Annotated in this window: 19 protein-coding genes; all 19 read right to left on the bottom strand. The window is 67.8% G+C overall.

Annotated features, from left to right (window positions below; translation table 11 throughout):
• Positions 1 to 33: 33 nt before the first annotated feature.
• A complete protein-coding gene (locus GDJ08_RS01725; protein WP_153164167.1) occupies positions 34 to 1161 on the bottom strand; it encodes a flagellar hook-length control protein FliK in 1128 nt (375 codons plus the stop codon).
• Positions 1158 to 1616, bottom strand: coding sequence for a flagellar export protein FliJ (fliJ, locus tag GDJ08_RS01720; RefSeq protein WP_136004070.1), 459 nt, complete (start codon positions 1614 to 1616; stop codon positions 1158 to 1160). Before fliJ ends, GDJ08_RS01725 begins: the two co-directional genes overlap by 4 nt.
• Positions 1617 to 1619: 3 nt before the next feature.
• Complete coding sequence (locus tag GDJ08_RS01715) at positions 1620 to 3002, bottom strand: FliI/YscN family ATPase (protein WP_153164165.1); 1383 nt, start codon at positions 3000 to 3002, stop codon at positions 1620 to 1622.
• Positions 2999 to 3634 (bottom strand): FliH/SctL family protein, encoded by a 636-nt coding sequence (locus GDJ08_RS01710; protein ID WP_017354519.1) that lies wholly within the window; start codon positions 3632 to 3634, stop codon positions 2999 to 3001. The genes GDJ08_RS01715 and GDJ08_RS01710 overlap by 4 nt, the downstream gene beginning before the upstream one ends.
• Positions 3631 to 4617 (bottom strand): flagellar motor switch protein FliG, encoded by a 987-nt coding sequence (gene fliG, locus GDJ08_RS01705; RefSeq protein ID WP_026070521.1) that lies wholly within the window; start codon positions 4615 to 4617, stop codon positions 3631 to 3633. The genes GDJ08_RS01710 and fliG overlap by 4 nt, the downstream gene beginning before the upstream one ends.
• Positions 4618 to 4627: 10 nt before the next feature.
• Complete coding sequence (fliF, locus tag GDJ08_RS01700; protein ID WP_017354517.1) at positions 4628 to 6271, bottom strand: flagellar basal-body MS-ring/collar protein FliF; 1644 nt, start codon at positions 6269 to 6271, stop codon at positions 4628 to 4630.
• Between the two features lie 12 nt (positions 6272 to 6283).
• Positions 6284 to 6646 carry a flagellar hook-basal body complex protein FliE gene (gene fliE, locus GDJ08_RS01695; protein ID WP_017354516.1) on the bottom strand — a complete coding sequence of 121 codons (363 nt, stop codon included), beginning with the start codon at positions 6644 to 6646 and terminating at the stop codon, positions 6284 to 6286.
• Positions 6647 to 6950: 304 nt separating this feature from the next.
• Positions 6951 to 8444, bottom strand: coding sequence for a sigma-54 dependent transcriptional regulator (locus GDJ08_RS01690; protein WP_017354515.1), 1494 nt, complete (start codon positions 8442 to 8444; stop codon positions 6951 to 6953).
• Complete coding sequence (locus tag GDJ08_RS01685) at positions 8441 to 8818, bottom strand: response regulator (RefSeq protein WP_026070520.1); 378 nt, start codon at positions 8816 to 8818, stop codon at positions 8441 to 8443. Before GDJ08_RS01685 ends, GDJ08_RS01690 begins: the two co-directional genes overlap by 4 nt.
• Positions 8819 to 8831: 13 nt before the next feature.
• Positions 8832 to 10241, bottom strand: a complete 1410-nt coding sequence (gene rpoN, locus GDJ08_RS01680; RefSeq protein ID WP_153164163.1) for an RNA polymerase factor sigma-54 — start codon at positions 10239 to 10241, stop codon at positions 8832 to 8834.
• 264 nt (positions 10242 to 10505) lie between these two features.
• On the bottom strand, positions 10506 to 11138 hold the full coding sequence (locus tag GDJ08_RS01675; RefSeq protein ID WP_026070519.1) for a response regulator: 633 nt from the start codon (positions 11136 to 11138) through the stop codon (positions 10506 to 10508).
• An 87-nt stretch (positions 11139 to 11225) separates the two neighbouring features.
• Entirely contained in the window at positions 11226 to 11807 is a 582-nt protein-coding gene (locus tag GDJ08_RS01670; protein WP_017354511.1) for a PilZ domain-containing protein, read from the bottom strand.
• A complete protein-coding gene (locus GDJ08_RS01665) occupies positions 11804 to 12112 on the bottom strand; it encodes a hypothetical protein (RefSeq protein ID WP_017354510.1) in 309 nt (102 codons plus the stop codon). Before GDJ08_RS01665 ends, GDJ08_RS01670 begins: the two co-directional genes overlap by 4 nt.
• On the bottom strand, positions 12112 to 12528 hold the full coding sequence (gene fliS, locus GDJ08_RS01660) for a flagellar export chaperone FliS (protein ID WP_017354509.1): 417 nt from the start codon (positions 12526 to 12528) through the stop codon (positions 12112 to 12114). The genes GDJ08_RS01665 and fliS overlap by 1 nt, the downstream gene beginning before the upstream one ends.
• Before the next feature lie 139 nt (positions 12529 to 12667).
• A complete protein-coding gene (gene fliD / locus GDJ08_RS01655; RefSeq protein WP_017354508.1) occupies positions 12668 to 14050 on the bottom strand; it encodes a flagellar filament capping protein FliD in 1383 nt (460 codons plus the stop codon).
• A gap of 451 nt (positions 14051 to 14501) precedes the next feature.
• A complete protein-coding gene (locus tag GDJ08_RS01650) occupies positions 14502 to 15674 on the bottom strand; it encodes a flagellin (RefSeq protein ID WP_136004082.1) in 1173 nt (390 codons plus the stop codon).
• Between the two features lie 79 nt (positions 15675 to 15753).
• A complete protein-coding gene (locus GDJ08_RS01645; RefSeq protein ID WP_153164161.1) occupies positions 15754 to 16911 on the bottom strand; it encodes a flagellin in 1158 nt (385 codons plus the stop codon).
• A gap of 87 nt (positions 16912 to 16998) precedes the next feature.
• Positions 16999 to 18195, bottom strand: a complete 1197-nt coding sequence (locus GDJ08_RS01640; RefSeq protein WP_153164159.1) for a flagellin — start codon at positions 18193 to 18195, stop codon at positions 16999 to 17001.
• Positions 18196 to 18267: 72 nt separating this feature from the next.
• A complete protein-coding gene (locus GDJ08_RS01635) occupies positions 18268 to 19431 on the bottom strand; it encodes a flagellin (RefSeq protein WP_153164158.1) in 1164 nt (387 codons plus the stop codon).
• Between the last annotated feature and the right edge of the window lie 390 nt (positions 19432 to 19821).

Raw genomic sequence — 19821 nt, 5'->3', positions numbered from 1 at the left:
TGCGCACCGGCCGTTGGCCGGTACGCATACGCCTCACGCGTAGGCGTCGACCAGCCCACGCTGGCGCATCAGCTGCGCCGGGGAAACGGTGGCGTCCGCCAGTGACGGTTCGCCGTCGTCACCAGCGAGGCCGGAGCGACCGTCGCCCGCCTTGCCGTCCTGGGCGGTCTGCTGCTGGCCCACGTCGGCGTTGCCCAGCTGGAAGCCCTGCTCGTTGAGCATCTCGCGCAGGCGCGGCAGGCTGCTTTCCAGCGCGTGGCGGACGTCGGCGTGCGCACTGGTGAAGGACGCATGCACCTTGTCGCCGTCCAGGTGCAGACGTACGTCGATCGGGCCCAGGTCGTCCGGGGTGATCCTGATGTGCGCGTGACCGATCTTCTGGTCGGCCAGCCAGCCGATGCGTGCGCCGACAGCGTCTTCGAAGTCGTCGCCGCCCAGGTGGGGGGTGGCCGTCGGCGCCCCGGTGAAGGGGGCCGCGGGGGCTGAGGTCTTCAGCTCGGCCGCAGCGTTCAGCGCGTGCAGGAGGGGCGTCGGCGGCGCATCGGCTCCGTCGCCAGCGGCGGTGATCGCATCGGTAACGGTCTTCAACAGTTCCGCGTCGGGGGTCGGCTCGGCATCAACCGGGAGCAGCAGCGCGGCTGGACCGGTGCCGGCATCGGCGGGCACGGCGAGAGGGCCGGTCGGGGCCCCCGTTGCCGCTGCAGGTGCCACCACGGCGCCGGGCAGGGTGGTTGTGGCCGGCGTGGTCGGCGGCGGGACGCTGGGCTGCGGCTCGACGCCGGCCAGCGCCAGGCCGGCCAGCCCGAGCGGTGGCCACGGTGCGGTGTCAGCCGGGTCGATGCTGTCCTGCGCATCAGGCGTCGACGGGGTGCTGGCGGTCGCCTCGCTGGCGGTGTCGCCGTCGGTCGGGGGAGTCGTTTCGCGGCTGCCGCGTGTGGGGCGGTCGGCGCCGGTGCCGCGTCCGTCGTCGGCCGTCGGCGTGGCTGGCGCGGGCTTGCCGTCGCTGGCGCCGACGCGCTTGGCGCTGCCCGCGTCGTTCTTGAGCAGGGTGTCAAAGTCCCGGCGCGCGTCACCGTCACCGGTCCCGCTGCGCGGGGTGCCACCGCTCTTGCCGGCGGTGGCGGTGGCGGGGCTGCCGCCGAGCACGGAGGCGGGCGTCACGGCGTGCCTCCGTTGTCGCCGTCGCCGCGCTGCGCCTGGCGGCTGCGGCGCGCGCCGATGTCATCCATCTCGCGCTGGTCGCGGCGGTCGGTCAGCACTTTCTCCTGCGCCCGGTAGCTCGCGGCCAGCTGTTCCAGCACCTGCTTGTCGCGGCTGGCCAGGACCAGGCGTGCGCGCTCGGCCTCGACCTTCTCGCGGTTGGTGTCCACGGTCTGGCGCTGCTGCGCGACGGCGCTGTCCAGGCGGTCCAGGAAGGCGCGGCGGTTCATCAGCTGGGCCGGACTGGTGGCCGCCATCTGGGCGCTGGCGTATTCCTCGGCGTAGCGACGCAGTTCGTCCAGGCGCGATAGATGGGTGTCGAGCATGCGCTGGCGCTCGGCCAGATCACGGGCGACCTCGTCTTCGTGGTCCTGGGCGCGCTTGAGCAGGGGGTCGATTCGCTTGGACTGGATCATGGCTTAAGTCTCTGGTTCCACCAGCCGCTTCAGTGCGGCCTGGCTGTGCGGCAGGTCGGCTGCCTTGCCGACGTCCTGGCCGAGGAATTCAACGATGTCCGACCAGCGTTCCAGTGCTTCGTCGGTAGCGGGGTCGTTGCCGCGCTGATAGGCGCCGATGGCGATCAGGTCGCGGTTGGTCGAGTACGCCGAGATCAGGCGCTTGAGCTTGCGGATGCGCAGGCGCCACGGTTCATCGGCGATTTCCGTGACCACGCGGCTGACCGAGGACTCCACGTCGATGGCCGGGTACAGACCGCTGTCGGCGACGCGGCGCGAGAGCAGGATGTGGCCGTCGAGAATGGCACGCGCCGCATCGGCGATCGGGTCCTGCGGATCATCGCCTTCGGTCAGCACGGTGTAGAACGCGGTGATCGAGCCGCGCCCCTTGGCACCATTGCCGGCGCGCTCGACCAGGGCCGGCAGCTTGGCGAACACCGACGGCGGGTAGCCGCGTGTGGTCGGCGGCTCACCCACCGACAGGCCGATCTCACGCTGGGCCTGCGCGAAGCGGGTCAGTGAATCCATCAGCAGCAGGACATTCAGGCCCTGGTCGCGGAACCACTCGGCAATGGCGGTGGCGCGGTAGGCACCGTGCAGACGGGCGAGCGGAGGCCGGTCGGCCGGGCTGGCCACGACCACGGCGCGGCGCAGCCCCTCTTCGCCAAGCGTGGTTTCGACAAAGTCGCGCACTTCGCGGCCACGCTCGCCGATCAGGCCAACCACGATCACGTCAGCGGCGGTGTAGCGGGTCATCATGCCCAGCAGGGTGGATTTGCCCACGCCGGAGCCGGCGAACAGACCCACGCGCTGGCCACGGCCGATCGGCAGCAGCGCGTTGATGGCGCGGACGCCGACGTCCAGCGGCTGGGTGATCGGCTCGCGCGCCAGCGGGTTGATCGAGACGCCGGCCATGCCCACAGTACCTTCGGCACGGATCGGGCCCTTGCCGTCCAGCGGCACGCCGTCGCTGTCGATGACGCGTCCGAGCAGGCCTTCGCCCACTTCCACGCCACCCCGTCCCAGTGCAGGGATCACGCGGGCATTCGGCAGCAGGCCGTGCAGCTCGGCGCTGGGCATCAGATAGGTACGTTCGCCGGCGAAGCCGACCACTTCGGCATCCACCCAGCCGCCGTCCATGACTTCGACCTTGCAGCTGGCGCCCAGCGGCGATTCGCAGCCCACCGCTTCCAGGGTCAGGCCCACCGCGCGGCGCAGCACGCCTTCGCGGATGAGGCCGCGCCCGTGCGCGGTATCGGGCTGGATGCCGTCCAGCCGAGCGGCCAGCCGCAGGTTGCGCGCGGCGGCCCAGTCGGCGGCGGGCGCGGGAACGGGGTCGGTACTCATGCGCTGGCTCCAGCCTTGCGGATCACCGCATCGAGCGCGCCGCGCAGGCGGGCTTCCAGGGTGCCGTCGATGCGCACGGCCTCGGCATGGACGCGCAGATCGCCGCGGCTCAGGCTGAGGTCCGGGCTGAGGCGCTGGTGCGGGGCCAGCTGCAGCAGCGGGGTCAAGGCGGCGATATCGTCCGGGTGCAGGCGCACTTCCACCTCGCGCGTGGCCCCGCCGACCGCATCGATGGCTTCGCCGACCAGTTGCGCGAGCAGCGCCGGGTCGGCCTCGTAGGCACGCCCGACAAGCGTGCCGGCAATGCGGACCGCAAGTTCGCCGAGCGCGGCCACCACTTCATTCTCCAGCCGCACCAGCGGCCGGCTGAAGTTGTCGAGGATGCCTTCGATCTGCGCCGCCAGGCGGCGCACTTCGGCCTGGCCCTGGGCCTGCCCGTCGGCGTGGCCGCGCTCGAAGCCGTCCTTCTCGGCCTCGTCCTGGATCTGTTGGATCTCCTCCAGCGTCGGCAGCTGCAGGACCGGCTCCGGTTCGTGCTCCGGATCGGGCCCGGTGAGTTCGACGGTCTCCTCCACCGGCGGTTCGGGAACCGCCAGCAGGTCCGGGGCGAGCCAGCGCACGGCGTTGTTCACAGCATCGCCTCCGCGTTGCCGCCGATGGTGACGGTGCCTTCATCGGCCATGCGCTTGACGATCGCCAGGATCTCGCGCTGCGCGGTTTCCACATCCGACAGGCGCACCGGGCCACGGGCCTCCATGTCTTCGAGCAGGATCTCGGCGGCACGCTGGGACATGTTGCGGGTGATCTTGTCGCGCACCTTGATGTCGGCGCCGCGCAGGGCCAGGCCCAGGCGCTCGCCGCTGACTTCACGCAGCACCAGCTGCAGTTCGCGGTCTTCCAGGTCCACCAGGTCGTCGAACACGAACATCAGGTCCTGGATGCGCCCGGACAGCGGCGCGTCGATGCGCGCGATCTCGCCGAGAATCGCCTGGTCCTGGCCGCTGTCCATGAAGTTGAGGATGTTGGCGGCGCACTGGACGCCGCCGATGTTGGACGACTTCAGGTTCTGGTTGCCGGCGAACTGGCGCTCCATGATCTCGTTGAGTTCGTTGAGCGCGTTCGGCGGAATGCCGTCCAGGGTGGCGATGCGCAGCAGCACATCCACCCGGGTACGGTCGGGCAGCAGCTTGAGCGCGTCGGCGGCCTGGTCGGTTTCCAGGTGCGCCATCACGATCGCGATGATCTGCGGGTGCTCGTTGCGCACCAGGTCGGCCACGGCACGCGGGTCCATCCACTTCAGCGCGTCCAGGCCGGTGGTGTTGCGGCCGAGCAGGATGCGGTCGATCAGATTGCCGGCCTTCTCGCTGCCCAGTGCCTGCACCAGCATGTTGCGGATGTAGTCGTCCGACCCGACACCGAGCGAGGTCTTGGAGCCCAGCTCGCTGCCGAACTGGTCCATCACGCGCTCGACCTGCTCACGGGTGATATCGGTCATCGTCGCCATCGCGATACCGATCTTCTGCACTTCCTTGGGTTCCATGTGGCGCAGCACTTCGGCTGCGTCCAGTTCGCCCAGCGACAGCAGCAGCACGGCGGCGCGCTGCACACCGGTCAGGGGAGGGGCGTCAGTCATTGGCCACCCAGCCCTTGACGACCTGCGCCACACGCTTGGAATCGGTCTTTACAGCTTCACGCGCCATGCGCAGTCGTTCCTCGTAGGAGTCCACCGGCAATGCCAGCGTTTCATGTCCGCCCGCGTGGTTGCGATCGTTGCCCAGCGCGGGCAGCGCATCGCCGTCCTCGACCAGGTGTACGTCGGCGCCATGCGGTTCCAGTTCGTCTTCATCCGGCTTGCTGGCCGTGCCGGTGATCGAGCGCAGCGCCGGGCGCAGCACGCCGAACACCAGCGCCAGCACCACGATCGCGCCGAGCAGCAGACGCAGGCCGTCCTGCACCTGGGGCAGTTCCCACCACTTCGGGCCCTCGACCGGGGTGACCTCACGGACGAAGGGCGCGTTCATCACCGATACGGTGTCGCCACGCTCGGCATCAAAGCCGACCGCCTGCTTGACCAGGGCTTCAACGCGGGTCAGCTCGGCCGCCGACAGTGGCTGCTCGGTGGTTTTGCCGTTGGCGCCGGCGCGCGGCACGTTGTCCAGCAGCACGGCCACCGACACGCGCTTGATCCGGCCGGCCGGCTGGCGGGTGTGCTGCAGGGTGCGGTCCAGCTCGTAGTTGCGGGTCGCGTTCTTGGACGACTCGGTCGGTGCCTGTGCGGTGGCCGGTGCCGCCGCCGGTCCCGGCGGGGTGTTGCTGGTGGCGCCCGGAATGCCCTGCGGCCCCGGCACGTTGCTGCTGTTTTCGCTCAGTTGTTCGCTGCGCAGTTTCTGCGGCTCGCCGTTGTACAGCTCGCGGGCCTCTTCGATGACCGAGAAGTCCATGTCCACGCTGACTTCCGGATTGACCCGGCCCGGGCCGGTCATCGGCTCCAGCAGTTCGCGGATGCGCTGGTTGAACGAGGTTTCCTGGCGGCGCACCTGTTCGAACTGCGCGGCATTCATCGCCGCATCGCTGTTCGGATCGGACACGCTCAGCATCCGGCCGCTCTGGTCCACCACCGTCACCCGTTCCGGCGCCAGGTCGGGGATGCTGGCGGCGACCATGTGCACGATGGCATCGATCTGCCCCCGCTCAAGCTGCTGGCCGCCACGCAGTTCCAGCACCACCGAGGCACTGGCCACATCGCGCTGGCGGGTGAAGGCGCTCGGCTTGGGAATGGCCAGGTGCACGCGCGAATCGCGCACCGGGCGCAGGGTGTTGATGGTGCGCGACAGCTCGGTTTCCAGCGAATGCTGGTAGCGGGCGTTCTCCATGAACTGGCTGACGCCGAAGCCCGGATCGCGTTCCATCAGCTCGAAGCCGAGCCGGCCGCTGTCGGTGAGCCCGGAGCCGGCCAGCTTCAGTCGGGCATCGTGCAGGTTCTTTTCCGGCACGGTGATGCCGCCGGTGGCGGCATCCAGCTCGAACGGAATCTGCGCGGCGCGCAGCAGGTCGGTGGCTTCGGCGGTGGCCTTCTGGTCCAGCCCGGTGTACAGCGGCACCATGCCGGGCTTCTGCGACCAGAAGAACACAAACAGACCTGCCGCCACGGCCACGGCGATCATCGCCATCAGTCCGAGCCGACGGGTGATCTGCAGGCTTTGCAGCCGGTCGAACCACTGGCCCGCCTTCTCGGCGTTCAGGGATTCCTTGGTAAGCGACAGGGCCATGCGTTTCTATCCTTACAGCGGCATGTTCATCACGTCCTGGTAAGCCTGGACGAGACGGTTGCGGACTTCCACGGTGGCGCGGAAGGCGATCTGGGACTGCTGCGAGGCAACCATGACCTTGGCGAGGTCGGCGCTGGGATCGCCCAGCTCGAAGGCCTTGGCCAGGGCGCCGGATTTCTGCTGTGCGTCGTTGACGCCGGCGATGGCGCCACGCAGCGTTTCGGTGAAGCTCGGGCCCTGGACTTCCTGCGGCGATACCAGCCCCTGGATGGCATTGCTCTTCGGCGCTTCCGTCAGCGGACTGACGGCCGACTGACCCATCTGGGTCTGGAAGGAACGGATCTGGGAAAGGACGGAGGTAACGGAGTGCGACATCTGGAACGTTCCGAATCTGGGGATGGGGTTTCGAGTGAATACGTTGCAAGCCCCGTGCCGAAACCGGCCATTGGTTCAGTTTTGTCGTGGTGGCGGGCACTTACGCATTCAGCGCGGCGTTGATCTCCCGTGCCGGGCCGTGGCGGTGCGACGGAATGTCGCTCCGGCGCGATGGCGCGGTGACCGGCGTCGGATGCCCGGCGTCGGAAAACCGACGGGCACCCCCGCGAGGCGTCGCGATGGCCCCGGAACGCAGAAGCCCGGGACGGGCCCGGGCTTCAAGGGTGCGGTGACCGTCGGTGGGTCAGCTGGCCAGTTCGGTGTGGTCGCGCTCGATACCGTACTTGCGCAGCTTCTCCACCAGCGTGGTGCGGCGCAGGCCGAGCAGCTGGGCGGCGTGGGCAACCACGCCCTGGGTGCGCTCCAAGGCTTCGTTGATGAGGTTCAGTTCGATGTTGGCCATGTGGTTGCGCAGGTCCAGTCCGGCGTCGGGCAGGGCCGGCGCACGGGTGACCGGCCCGATGCTGTTCTCCAGCGGCGCGGTATTGCCCGGTGCCGGGGTATGGAAGGAGAAGCTACGCAGGTCCAGACGTTCGTCCGCTGCCGGCGCCGGCGCGGCGGCGGGAACGGCGGCCGGGCTGAAGTCGCCGCGGTAGCGGGCGGGCAGGTCCTGCACGCGCACGTTGCCGCCCGGATGCAGCACGGCCAGGCGCTCGACCAGGTTGGTCAGCTCGCGCACGTTGCCCGGCCACTCGTAGCTGGCCAGCGCCTGCAGGGCCTCGGCGCTGAAACGCACTTCACCGCGGCCGGTACGGGCCAGCTGACCGGCGATGGTGGTGACCAGCGCCGGCAGGTCCTCGCTGCGCTCACGGAGTGCCGGCACGTCGATCGGAAACACGTTGAGACGGTAGAACAGATCCTCGCGGAACTTGCCGTCGGCGATGCGTGACTCCAGGTCGCGATGGGTGGCGGCGATCACCCGCACATTGCAGCGGATGGTCTGGTTGCCACCGACGCGCTCGAAACTGCGCTCCTGCAGCACGCGAAGCAGCTTGACCTGCATCGGCAGGCTCATGTCGCCGATCTCGTCGAGCAGCAGGGTGCCGCCCTCGGCCATCTCGAACCGACCCTTGCGCGCGCTCAGCGCACCGGTGAACGCGCCTTTTTCGTGACCGAACAGTTCGCTCTCGAGCAGGTCGGCCGGGATCGCACCGCAGTTGATGGCCACGAACGGACCATCGCGGCGCGGCGAGCGCTGGTGGATCGAACGCGAGACCACTTCCTTGCCGGTACCCGATTCGCCCAGCACCAGCACGGTGGTGTCGAACGCGGCCACCTGGTCGATCATCTGGCGCAACGCACTCACGGCAGCGCCGTCGCCGGTCGGGCCCTGTTCCTGCACCGCACCGGCCTGGTGCTCGGCATCGAGGCGCTTGAGGCTGGCGCGGCGCAGCAGGCCTTCCATCTGCGCATGGCGCAGCGGTGCTTCCAGCGGCCACACAGTGGCTTCGTGCAGGCCGTGCTGCCGGGCGAATGCGGTGGTATCCCCATCGATCAGCATCACCGGCGGCGGCAGCGAGCTGCGCCCCAGCCAGGCGAACAGGGCGTCGCTGCGCTCATTGGCGTCCAGCGCACCGACGATCACCGCCATCCAGTCGTTCTGGCGGTGGCGGGCGGTGTCGATGTCAGCCGCGTCGGCCACCCAGCGCGGGTTGAAGTCCATGAATTCCAGCAGGGCGACGGTGCGTTCGGCGCGGACGGCGTCGTTGTCCAGTACCAGGATGCGCGACTCACTCATGATCCATTCCCCTTCAGGCCTTCCAGGATCGGCATGACTTCCTGGATGTAGGACAGCTTGCTGACGAAGTTGTCGGCGCCGGCGCGCAGCGCGTGTTCACGGTGTTCGGCGTCATCGAAGTGGCTGGCGATGACGATGTACGGTGCGTCGTCCTGCGACTTGATCAGGCGGGTGGCCTGCAGGCCGCCCATTTCGGGCATGGCCAGGTCCATCAGCACCACCTTCGGGCGCAACGACTCGGAGCGCTCGATGGCCTCCAGGCCATTGCCGGCGCTGCCGATCACGTCCAGCCAGTCGACCTTGCGGAAGTGGCGCATGGCGGCGTTGATGAAGCCCTCGTGGTCGTCGACCAGCAGGACGGTGAGCTTGTTCATGTCGTTCATTCCTTCAGCCCACCCGGGCCAGCTGCGGAGCCCTGGCATTGGCCCGGCGACGTTCACGCGCCGGGGCGATGTCCAGTTGTTCGCGGTATTTTGCAACGGTACGGCGGGCGATGTTCACGCCCTGGCGCGACAGCAGGCCGGCGATGGCCTCGTCGGCCAGCGGCCGGCCGGCCGGTTCGGCGTCGATCAGGCGCCGGACCATCGCCTTTACCGCCTGCCCGGAGACGCTGGCGCCTTCCAGCCGTACCGCGAAGAAGTGCTTCAGCTCCAGCGTGCCACGCGGGGTCTGCAGGTACTTGCCGGTGGTGATGCGCGATACCGTGGATTCGTGCATGCCGATCGCATCGGCCACTTCCTTCAGGGTCAGCGGCGCCATCGCCTCTTCGCCGCGGGTCAGGAAGCCGGCCTGGCGCTCGATGATCACCCGTGCGGTGCGCAGCAGGGTGTCGTAGCGCATGGACAGGCCGCGGGTCAGCCAGCGGGCTTCCTGCAGCATGTCGCGCAGCGGCTGGGCGCCGTCGCCGGCCTCGCCCACTGCCTGTTCGTAGTGCGGGTTGATGCTCAGGCGGCGGCTGGTGGCCGGGTTGAGGGCCACGCGCCACTGCCCGTCGGCATGCCAGGCGACGACGTCGGGGATGACCGCGCCGTTGGTATCCGGCAGCAGGCTTTCGCCCGGGCGCGGCTGCAACGAGAGGATCAGGCGTACCGCTTCGTGGATGTCGGCGATCTCCGCGTCCAGTTCGCGCGCCAGCGCGGCGTAGTCGTGGGTCGCCAGGGTGACCAGGCCCTCATCGAGCACGCGCAGGGCCAGGTGCCGGGCCGGCACGCGGCCGGGCAGGGCGCGCAGCTGCACGCACAGGCACTCGTGCAGGTCCTGTGCAGCCAGGCCGACCGGGTCGCCGTGCAGGATGTACTGGCGGACCGCTTCGACCCCCTCGGCATCCACGTCGCAGAGTGCGCTGGCCAGCAGTTGCAGCTGTGCGAGAGGTGCGTCCAGGTAGCCGGCATCGTCGCAGTGTTCCAGCCAGAAGGCGGCCACGGCCAGTTCGCGCGGTGCCAGCTCCAGCGACAGCCGCTGCAGGGCGCGCAGCTGGGGGTCGCTGGACTCGCCGGCGGCCACACGCTGCATGCGGTCATCGTCGCCGTCCTGCCAGCTGCTGCCGGCCACGTCCCACATCGAGCTTTCCGGCAGCTCGTCGAACGCGGCCACGTCCTGGGTGGTGGCCGCGACGTCGGTGGTATCGGCACGCTCTTCGGCGGCCTCGTCCAGTTCGAGCAGCGGGTTGGTCTCCAGCGCACGCTGGATCTCCAGCTCAAGCTGCATGCCGTTGAGCTGCAGCAGTCGGATCGACTGCAGCAGTTGCGGTGTGAGGTGAAGCTGCTGACCCATCTGGGTCGAAAGATTGGCTTTCAAGTCCGTTCCCCGTCGGCGCCGACTCCCCGGCGCGATCTGGAACACATCTTGCTTTTGTTCCGGCAGCACCGGAATCAGGGGGTTCCTGAGTGGGGTCGTCAAACTCCCGACAGCGTGTAGGGATTCTCCTGACAGGTGTCGGGTTATTTGACGCTGTCTGTGCCGTTCCGGGGGCTCTGGCCAAGGCGGAAGGGGGGAGGCTGGTTCAATAAATCGACGCGGGAACGCGGGCAGGACGCCTGGCGACGGAGAGCCGTCGCCGGTCTACTCCAGTTCGTGCTGGTGGCGGGCGGCCAGCAGCAGCAGATCGTTGGCGCGGCGGCAGCCCAACGACTCCATCATGCGGGCGCGGTGGGTTTCCACGGTCTTGACGCTGATGCCGAGGTCGGCCGCGATTTCCTTGTTGCTTTCGCCCTTGCCGATCTGACGCAGGATTTCGCGCTGGCGGGGCGACAGCGCCGCAATGCCGACCGGCTTCTCGCGGCCGAGCATCGGCGCTAGCATCTTGGCCGAGATCTGCGGGCTGAGGAACACCTGGCCGGCATGTGCGGCGCGCAGGGCCAGTTCCAGTTCCTGCGGGGCGGCATCCTTGACCACGAACCCGACCGCACCGCGATCAAGCGCATCGCGCACGTGCACGGCATCGTCATGCATGGTCATCATCACCACCCGCGAGCCCGGCGCGCGCAGCAGGATGTCGCTGAGCGCCTCCAGACCGGTACGGCCGGGCAGGGACAGGTCCATCAGGACCACGTCCGGTGAATGCTGCACGGCCATCTGCAGGGCCTGCTCTGCATTGCTGGCATCGGCGACCACCTCCACGCCGGCAAAGCCCTGCAGCAGGCGGCCGAGGCCGGCGCGGACCAGGGTGTGATCGTCGACGATGAGAACGCGCACAGGCAGGCAGGGAAGCGGGGGATGCGCCACCTTAACGGAGTGGCGTGAAACCGCCAAGGTCCATCGGTAACGGTCGGGACCGTATGGTCAGCGCAGACGGCGTGCTTCGGCGATCTGGCGGCGATGCAGGCGGAACAGATGGCGCTCCAGCGCCATCTCCAGGCCATCGCTCAGCCCTTCGAAACGCAGCCAGAGGTAATGGGCCCCCGAGCCGTTGGCCGCCTCGGCCAGTACCGCTACCGGCAGATCGATGTGGTCGGGCAACCAGTCACACGGCTGCAGGCGGATCACGCCGAGGGCACCGGGGCTGGCGCCGCTGCGCACGCCCAGTTCCAGGCGGATGCCGCGCCGGGACCAGCGCAGCGGGCGCAGGGGCAGGTCCTGGGTCTGCTGGCGGACCAGGCGGCCCAGCAGCACCATCGTCAGGTCGAGCTTGGCTTCCAGCCGCTGCAGCTGCAGGGTGGCGTCGCCACGCTCGTCGTGCCCGTCGTCGCCGCGCGAGTCTTCCACCAGCGCCACGCTGCGCAGCAGCGTCTCGGCGCTGCCGGGACGGATCACCGCCGTGCCCAGGCGGAACTCGGCGGGCAGCGCGACCTCGCAGCTCAGCGTCTCATCGAACAGCTCGCTTTCGGCCGGGTGATGGATGGCTGCGGCGCGCTCGTCGTTCATGCCAGCGACTCTGCGGTGAGGTAGGCATGGGCGGCGCGGTTGGCGCTTGCGCCGTGGCGCACGTGGCGGCCGGCTTCGTCGCGCTGGCTCATCATCATTACCATGATGCGTTGTTGACGGCCCTCCAGGGCGCTGAGGCCAGCCACGTCGTCCAGCGCACCGGGCATGGCCAGGAACCGCGCCTGGTTGAGGTGCAGCCTGTCCAGACAGTCGCCGGCACGCTCGTGGTCGTCGGCCAGCAGCGCGGTTTCCAGCGCGTCCAGCTCGGCGTTGAGGTGCGCCAGCGTGAGCAGGGTGTCAGCCATTACACCGCTGCCTGCGCAGGCACCCGCTGGTCGCGCGGGATCGCGTTCCAGGCGGCGTCGATCTCGCCCAGCAGCTCCAGCGATTCGCGCAGGGCGTCCGGGTCGTTGTGCAGATTGGCTTCGGTCAGCCGCTGCATCACGTAGTCATACAGCGCCGACAGGTTGGCGGCGATTTCGCCGCCGGCCTCGTGGTCGAGCGAGCCGTTGAGGTGGCCGACGATCGCGCAGACTTCGCCGATCGCCTTGCCCTTGCGGGCCTGGTCGCCGCCTTCCAGGCAGGCCTGGGCCAGCCGCACGCGCTCCAGCGCGCCGGCCAGCAGCAGCGCCACCAGCTTGTGCGGATCGGCATCGCTGATCGCGCTCTGCACGCCGACCTGGCGGTACTGCTCGGTGAATTGACGGTTCGAACCGTACATCAATCATGTCTCCTTCGTGCGGGGCCGCATGCCTCGCGAGGTCTGCGGCACCGGGTGGAGTGCTGCGGCGGGTGATGCGTTGCTATCCATATCGGCAGCGGGCGCGCGCAACTTGAGTGGGTCTACGCGGGCGACGTGGTCAACCGGTGAGCTGGGACAACTGGCTGCTCAGGCTGCTCATGGTCTGGCTCATCTTGCCCATCAGCGCGTCCAGTGCCAGGAACTGCTTCTTGTACCGTTCTTCGACGCCGGTCATGCGCACATCCAGTGCCTTGCGACGCTTGTCGATGTCGGTGAGCGTGGCGTTGATGCTCTTGGTGCGCGATACGAAGGCACCTTCCTTGCCCACTGCGGTGCTGGTGTAGCCCTCGACCATGCTGAACAGCTTGGCGGCCGCGCCATCATCGCCCGTCAGGGCCTGGCGCACCGCGCCGGCCTGGTTGACCAGGGCCGCTTCGAACTTGGCACCATCCAGCACCAGGCTGCCATCGGCATTGGGGTAGGCGCGGGTCTGCAGCCCCAGTGTTTTCGGGTCCAGGCCGGCGGCGGCCAGGTCCTTGAGCACGCCGCCCATCATCGCGCGCAGCTGGCTGGAGGCGCCGCGCATCTGCGCATCGCCGGTCAGCGACGACGGCTCCTTGTTCTCGATGTCGTACTTGGTAGCCGTGTTGATGGCGCTGATGGCGCCGTTGTAGGCCGTCACGAAGTCCTGCATGACCTTGCGTGCGGCGGCCACGTCGGTGGTGACCGTCACGGTGCTGTCGCCGGTCTTCTTCAGGTTCAGGGTCAGGCCGGGCACTACGTCGGTGACGGTATTCTCGCTGGACACCACCTCCACGCCATCGATGGTGAGCTTGGCATCGGCCGCGGGGGTGCGCTCGGACAGGCTGGCTGCCAGCGCGGTCAGGTCGGCATTGCCGGCACCCGCGCTGAGTTTGATGGCGTTGGCGGTGCCGGCCTTTTCCTGCGAGATCGACAGGTACTGGTTGTCGCCCGAGGCAATCAGGGTGGACTGCACGCCCAGGCTGCGGCCGGCCTTTTCGATCTTGGTGCGGATCGAGGTGAGGGTGTCGTCGGCGTCGACCTGGATCTCCAGCGTCTTCTTTTTGTCGCCCACGCCGACGTCCAGCGTCAGGGTTCCGGCGCCGAAGGTCTTGGTCTTGGGCACCGACGTGTCGGCGATCCACTTGTTGGCCGTGGCCAGCTGGGTAACTTTGATTTCGTGGCTGCCGGTCGCCGCGGCGTTGGTGCTGGAGACCGTCAGGATCTCGTCGGTGCCGCTCTTGGACGCACTGACCAGGCGGGCATCGAAGGCGGTGGAGGCCTTGAGCGTCTTGAGCGAGCTGGTCAGCAGGTCGAACGCGGACTTGACCGTGCCCACCGCCGACAGCTGCATCTTGGCCTTGGACTGCTGCAGGTTGAGGGCGTTGTCCGCCGGCTTGCGGTCGGCCGCGACCAGGCTGGCCACCATGCCGGAAATGTCCAGTCCGGAACCGATGCCACCATAACCAAAGTCAGCCACGCTGTTTCTCCTGTCTGTGTGCCGTCGCGGTCATACCGCGTGGCCGTGCCGTCAACGAATGTAGCGGCCGTAGCCGCCGGGTCTTTAGAACCACGTTGATGCAGGAGTTGTGCCACTGGCTCGGCGCGGAAGAATGGCACGCGCTTTGCAGGGGAATCGGGGCGGGACGCAGTACCGGTCCGGCCGGGGGTCTGTAAAAAACCCTCCTCCAATGTAGAGGAGGGCTCAGGCTACTGAAAAAGCGGGGGGAGACGAAGCCACCCGGGATGTTCAGTCAAACTAACCGCGCTGATAACGGTTCTGCCGCAGGGGCGGGCCATGTCCACGGGGATGTGGCTGCCGGGAGAGAGAATCCGGCGCATGGACATGGCCCGTTCCTGCGTGAGGTTTGAACGGATGTTTCGGGGTTTGCCCGCGCCGCCGGCTGTTGCCGGCGGCGTGGACGCGTGGATCAGCGCAGCAGGCTGAGCACGTTCTGCGGCACCTGGTTGGCCTGGGCCAGCATGGCCGTACCGGCCTGCTGCAGGATCTGGGTGCGGGTCAGCTCTGCGGTTTCCTTGGCGAAGTCGGTATCGCGGATGCGGCTGCGCGATGCGGACAGGTTCTCCGTGGAGGTCTGCAGGTTGGCGACCACCGAGGTGAAGCGGTTCTGGATGGCGCCAAGGTCGGCACGGGTGCTGTTGATCGCACCCAGGGCCTTGTCGACGATTTCCAGGGCCTGCTGGGCGCCCTTCACGGTGGACACGTCGATCGCATCGGCAAACTGCTTGGTGCCCATAGTGACGGTGCCGGCACCGTCCACGTCGGTCGAGAAGACCGTCGCGACGCCGTCTTTGTCCACGCTGTCCTTGACCGAGGTCAGGGTCACCGCGCCGGTGGCATCGGCTTCGGCGTAGACGCCGGTTTCGCCGATCTTGGCGTTGATGTGGGTGGCCAGCGCCTTGCCGGCGGCCGCTTCGTTCTGGGCGGCGGTGCCGACGCTCTTCACGTCCAGGGCGTCGAACTTGACTTCGGTGCCCTTGCTGTCGGTGATGCTGAAGGCATCGATGGCCACGTCGGTGTTGTTGGCGCCGGTCACCTTGGCCACGGTGGCCGTAGCGAACTGCGCGCCGCCCAGTGCGTTGGTCTTGGCGTCCACCACCTTGTCGATGGCGATGGCCTGGCCGGCGTTGGCACCGACCTGGAACAGCTGGCTGGAGAACGAGCCGTCCAGCAGCTTGGTGCCGTTGAAGTCGGACTGCTTGGCGACGCGGTCAATTTCGCTGACCAGCTGGGTCACTTCGGCCTGCAGGGCCTTGCGGTCGCTGGCCGAGTTGGTGGCGTTGGAGGCCTGCACCGACAGCTCGCGGACGCGCTGCAGGTTGTTGCCGATTTCGGTCAGCGAGCCTTCGGCGACCTGGGCCAGCGAGATGCCGTCGTTGGCATTGCGGATGGCCACGTCGGTGCCGCGGATCTGGGTGCCAAAGCGCTCGGAGATGGCCAGGCCGGCGGCGTCGTCCTTGGCGCTGTTGATGCGCGAACCGGACGACAGGCGCTGGATGGTGGTGGCCAGCGAGCTGCCGGAGGTGCTCAGGTTGCGCTGAGCATTCAACGACATCGTGTTGGTGTTGATGACTTGTGCCATGAGAATTCCTTCGGGTGTGCGTGGAGCGTGGTGCGGTGGAAGCGGCGCCGGTCGCCCGGCGCCTTCGATTCACGCAGGATCAGCGCAGCAGGCTGAGCACGTTCTGCGGCACCTGGTTGGCCTGGGCCAGCATGGCCGTACCGGCCTGCTGCAGGATCTGGGTGCGGGTCAGCTCTGCGGTTTCCTTGGCGAAGTCGGTATCGCGGATGCGGCTGCGCGATGCGGACAGGTTCTCCGTGGAGGTCTGCAGGTTGGCAACGACCGAGGTGAAGCGGTTCTGCACGGCGCCGAGGTCGGCACGGGTGTTGTTGATCGAGCTCAGCGCGTTGTCGACCAGCGACAGTGCCTTCTGCGCACCGGTCACGGTGGACACGTCCAGGTTGGCGACGTTGGCGGTGGTGACCACGGCATCGGCGGTCTGCGCAAAGCCGGCGGCGCCGGTCAGGGTGATGTCGGCGTCGGCCATTGCCACGCCGTCCTTGACCTGGGTGACCACGATCTTGCCGGTGTCGTCCAGCTCTGCCAGCACGCCGGTTTCGCCGAGCTTGGAGTTGATGGCGGTGACGGCGGCCTTGTTCTGGTCGGCCACGGTGGCGCCGCTCTTCAGTTCGATCTTGTCCAGGGTGACGGTGGCAGTGCCGACCTTGATGGTGCCGGTCAGGGTGGCATCAGCGGCCAGCGGCGCAGCCGCGTCGCCGACCTTGCCGGTGGCGAAGGTCGACGTACCCAGCTTGGCGGTCGTGGCGTCGACGATCTTGTCGATGGCAATCGCCTGGCCGGCGTTGGCACCGACCTGGAACAGCTGGCTGGAGAACGAGCCGTCCAGCAGCTTGGTGCCGTTGAAGTCGGACTGCTTGGCGACGCGGTCGATTTCGCTGACCAGCTGGGTCACTTCGGCCTGCAGGGCCTTGCGGTCGCTGGCCGAGTTGGTGGCGTTGGACGACTGCACCGCCAATTCACGGACGCGCTGCAGATTGTTGCCGATTTCGGTCAGCGAACCTTCGGCGACCTGGGCCAGCGAGATGCCGTCGTTGGCATTGCGGATGGCCACGTCAGTGCCGCGGATCTGGGTGCCGAAACGCTCGGAGATGGCCAGGCCAGCGGCGTCGTCCTTGGCGCTGTTGATGCGCGAACCCGACGACAGGCGCTGGATGGTGGTGGCCAGCGAGCTGCCGCTGGTGCTCAGGTTGCGCTGAGCATTCAACGACATCGTGTTGGTGTTGATGACTTGTGCCATGGAAGTTCCTTCAGGCGTGGGTGGAGCGTTGGACGTCGGTATCGATGGCGGCGCCGGTCACACCGGCGCCGACAGGGCAGGCGTGGATCAGCGCAGCAGGCTGAGCACGTTCTGCGGCACCTGGTTGGCCTGGGCCAGCATGGCCGTACCGGCCTGCTGCAGGATCTGGGTGCGGGTCAGCTCTGCGGTTTCCTTGGCGAAATCGGTGTCGCGGATGCGGCTGCGCGAGGCCGAGAGGTTCTCCGTGGAGGTCTGCAGGTTGGCAACGACCGAGGTGAAGCGGTTCTGCACGGCGCCGAGGTCGGCACGGGTGCTGTTGATCGAACCCAGCGCCTTGTCGACGATTTCCAGCGCCTGCTGGGCGCCCTTGACGGTGCTGACGTCCAGGTCGCTGGCGTACTTGGCAGCCGGTGCGGCGGCGGCCAGCGTGGGGACGAACGTCGGGGTGGTGGCGCCGCCGGTCCAGGCGCCCGGGGTGGCGGTGATGGCCTTGAAGGCACCATTGGCGTCGACGCTGTCCTTGACCGAAGTCAGGGTAACCGCGTTTCCGGCGGCGTTGACTTCAGCGTAGACGCCGGTTTCGCCGATTTTGGCGTTGATTGCGCTGACCACGGCCTCGCGCGAAGCCTTGCCGGTGGCGGCCTCGTCGGCGCCCTGCTTGACTTCCACGGTGGCGATGTCGACCCCGTTGATCTTCATGCCGGTGATCTTGAAATCGGCATTGGCGGCCGGGTCGGCCAGGGCCAGCGCGTTGCTGTCGAACTTGGCGCCGCCCAGTGCGTTGGCCTTGGCGTCCACCACCTTGTCAATGGCGATGGCCTGGCCGGCGTTGGCACCGACCTGGAACAGCTGGCTGGAGAACGAGCCGTCCAGCAGCTTGGTGCCGTTGAAGTCGGACTGCTTGGCGACGCGGTCGATTTCGCTGACCAGCTGGGTCACTTCGGCCTGCAGGGCCTTGCGGTCGCTGGCCGAGTTGGTGGCGTTGGAGGCCTGGACAGCCAGCTCACGGACGCGCTGGAGGTTGTTGCCGATTTCGGTCAGCGAACCTTCGGCGACCTGGGCCAGCGAGATGCCGTCATTGGCATTGCGGATGGCCACGTCGGTGCCGCGGATCTGGGTGCCGAAACGCTCGGAGATGGCCAGGCCGGCCGCGTCGTCCTTGGCGCTGTTGATGCGCGAACCGGACGACAGACGCTGGATGGTGGTGGCCAGGGAGCTGCCGCTGGTGCTCAGGTTACGCTGAGCATTCAACGACATCGTGTTGGTATTGATGACTTGTGCCATGGGAAGAGGTCCTTGAGCGGTTGCACGTGATTGGGGTTAGACGCTCATGACGTGCTTCAGGAGCGGCTTATGTCAGCGCTGCAACAGGCTGAGCACGTTCTGCGGCACCTGGTTGGCCTGGGCCAGCATGGCCGTACCGGCCTGCTGCAGGATCTGGGTGCGGGTCAGCTCTGCGGTTTCCTTGGCGAAGTCGGTATCGCGGATACGGCTGCGCGAGGCAGACAGGTTTTCCGAGGACGTCTGCAGATTGGCGACAACGGAGGTGAAACGGTTCTGGATGGCACCCAGATCGGCGCGAACGCTGTTGACCGATTCCAGTGCCTTGTCAACGATTTCCAACGCTTTCTGGGCGCCGACGTAGGACGAGACGTCCAGATCCTCCACGAAGCTGGAGGTGGCGGTGGCAGCAACCGAGCTGGGCGCGGCGGCGGTGGAGTCAGCCAGGCCAAGCTGGGTGGCGCCGTCGATGACGAGGTCGCGGTCGGCCTGTACGGAGGTCAGCTTCAGGCTGTGGGTGTCGGGGGTGCCAGCGGTGGTGACCACTTCGGCATAGACACCGGCTTCGCCGATCTTGCTGTTGATCTGGGCAGCGGCGGAGGCGGCGAATTCGGCGGTGGTCTTGCCGGAGATGGTGCCGATGGTGGCGCCGTTGATGACAACGTCGCTCAGGTCGGTGATCGTGCCGATGTCGGTGCCGTTGACCGGGGCGGCAAACTTGGCGTTGCCCAGCGAGCTGGCCTTGGCGTCGACGACATTGTTGATGGCGATGGCCTGGCCGGCATTGGCGCCGACCTGGAACAGCTGGCTGGTGAAGCTGCCGTCGAGCAGCTTGGTGCCGTTGAAGTCGGACTGCTTGGCGACGCGGTCGATCTCGCTGACCAGCTGGGTCACTTCAGCCTGCAGGGCCTTGCGGTCGCTGGCCGAGTTGGTGGCGTTGGAGGCCTGAACGGCCAGCTCGCGGACGCGCTGCAGGTTGTTGCCGATTTCGCTCAGGGAGCCTTCGGCGACCTGGGCCAGCGAGATGCCGTCGTTGGCATTGCGGATGGCGACGTCGGTGCCGCGGATCTGGGTGCCGAAGCGCTCGCTGATGGCCAGACCGGCGGCGTCGTCTTTCGCGCTGTTGATGCGCAGACCGGACGAGAGGCGCTGGATGGTGGTAGCGAGCGAGCTGCCGCTGGTGCTCAGGTTGCGCTGAGCGTTGAGCGACATCGTATTGGTGTTGATTACCTGTGCCATGGGTCGTCTCCCTTATTGGAATCCCGGTGGTTGATGGAACGAAGCGCCGCCGTTTTTTTTTGTTTGGCTGTGTGCTTCGCTGTTGCCAAATCAATAACGGCGCTTTGTCAACAACCTTTAGGCGGAAATCTCGCCGGGGTGCCGGTGCTGCCGTCCGGGGCCGTGGCTGAGCTCCCCGATAGAAGGGTTAACGGCACCGGAGGTGGAGATTGAAGGGCTTTTTTCCCGTCAAGCCGGGCTCTGCCTGGCGGCCCCGGGGTCAAGGTCCCGGCCACGCTCACAGCGGCAGCCACCGCGCCGGATCGCGGAGACAGGGCGCCCCGCGGCGGCCCCGGCTCACGCTCTCCGGCGCGCGCCCCTGCCAGTGGGGCGCGTGCGACGGGCGTGTTT

The sequence above is a fragment of the Stenotrophomonas nematodicola genome (genome assembly GCF_009467805.1).
Taxonomy (GTDB): Bacteria; Pseudomonadota; Gammaproteobacteria; order Xanthomonadales; family Xanthomonadaceae; genus Stenotrophomonas; species Stenotrophomonas nematodicola.
This window is presented reverse-complemented; position numbering and strand designations above follow the sequence as displayed.

What these genes read in the sequence shown, in the direction of transcription:
- fliJ (WP_136004070.1), bottom strand. Translation starts at nt 1,616, where the DNA reads ATGATCCAGTCCAAGCGAATCGACCCCCTGCTCAAGCGCGCCCAGGAC.
- GDJ08_RS01715 (WP_153164165.1), bottom strand. Translation starts at nt 3,002, where the DNA reads ATGAGTACCGACCCCGTTCCCGCGCCCGCCGCCGACTGGGCCGCCGCG.
- fliF (WP_017354517.1), bottom strand. Translation starts at nt 6,271, where the DNA reads ATGGCCCTGTCGCTTACCAAGGAATCCCTGAACGCCGAGAAGGCGGGC.
- fliE (WP_017354516.1), bottom strand. Translation starts at nt 6,646, where the DNA reads ATGTCGCACTCCGTTACCTCCGTCCTTTCCCAGATCCGTTCCTTCCAG.
- GDJ08_RS01690 (WP_017354515.1), bottom strand. Translation starts at nt 8,444, where the DNA reads ATGAGTGAGTCGCGCATCCTGGTACTGGACAACGACGCCGTCCGCGCC.
- GDJ08_RS01685 (WP_026070520.1), bottom strand. Translation starts at nt 8,818, where the DNA reads ATGAACAAGCTCACCGTCCTGCTGGTCGACGACCACGAGGGCTTCATC.
- GDJ08_RS01670 (WP_017354511.1), bottom strand. Translation starts at nt 11,807, where the DNA reads ATGAACGACGAGCGCGCCGCAGCCATCCATCACCCGGCCGAAAGCGAG.
- GDJ08_RS01665 (WP_017354510.1), bottom strand. Translation starts at nt 12,112, where the DNA reads ATGGCTGACACCCTGCTCACGCTGGCGCACCTCAACGCCGAGCTGGAC.
- fliS (WP_017354509.1), bottom strand. Translation starts at nt 12,528, where the DNA reads ATGTACGGTTCGAACCGTCAATTCACCGAGCAGTACCGCCAGGTCGGC.
- GDJ08_RS01650 (WP_136004082.1), bottom strand. Translation starts at nt 15,674, where the DNA reads ATGGCACAAGTCATCAACACCAACACGATGTCGTTGAATGCTCAGCGC.
- GDJ08_RS01645 (WP_153164161.1), bottom strand. Translation starts at nt 16,911, where the DNA reads ATGGCACAAGTCATCAACACCAACACGATGTCGTTGAATGCTCAGCGC.
- GDJ08_RS01640 (WP_153164159.1), bottom strand. Translation starts at nt 18,195, where the DNA reads ATGGCACAAGTCATCAATACCAACACGATGTCGTTGAATGCTCAGCGT.
- GDJ08_RS01635 (WP_153164158.1), bottom strand. Translation starts at nt 19,431, where the DNA reads ATGGCACAGGTAATCAACACCAATACGATGTCGCTCAACGCTCAGCGC.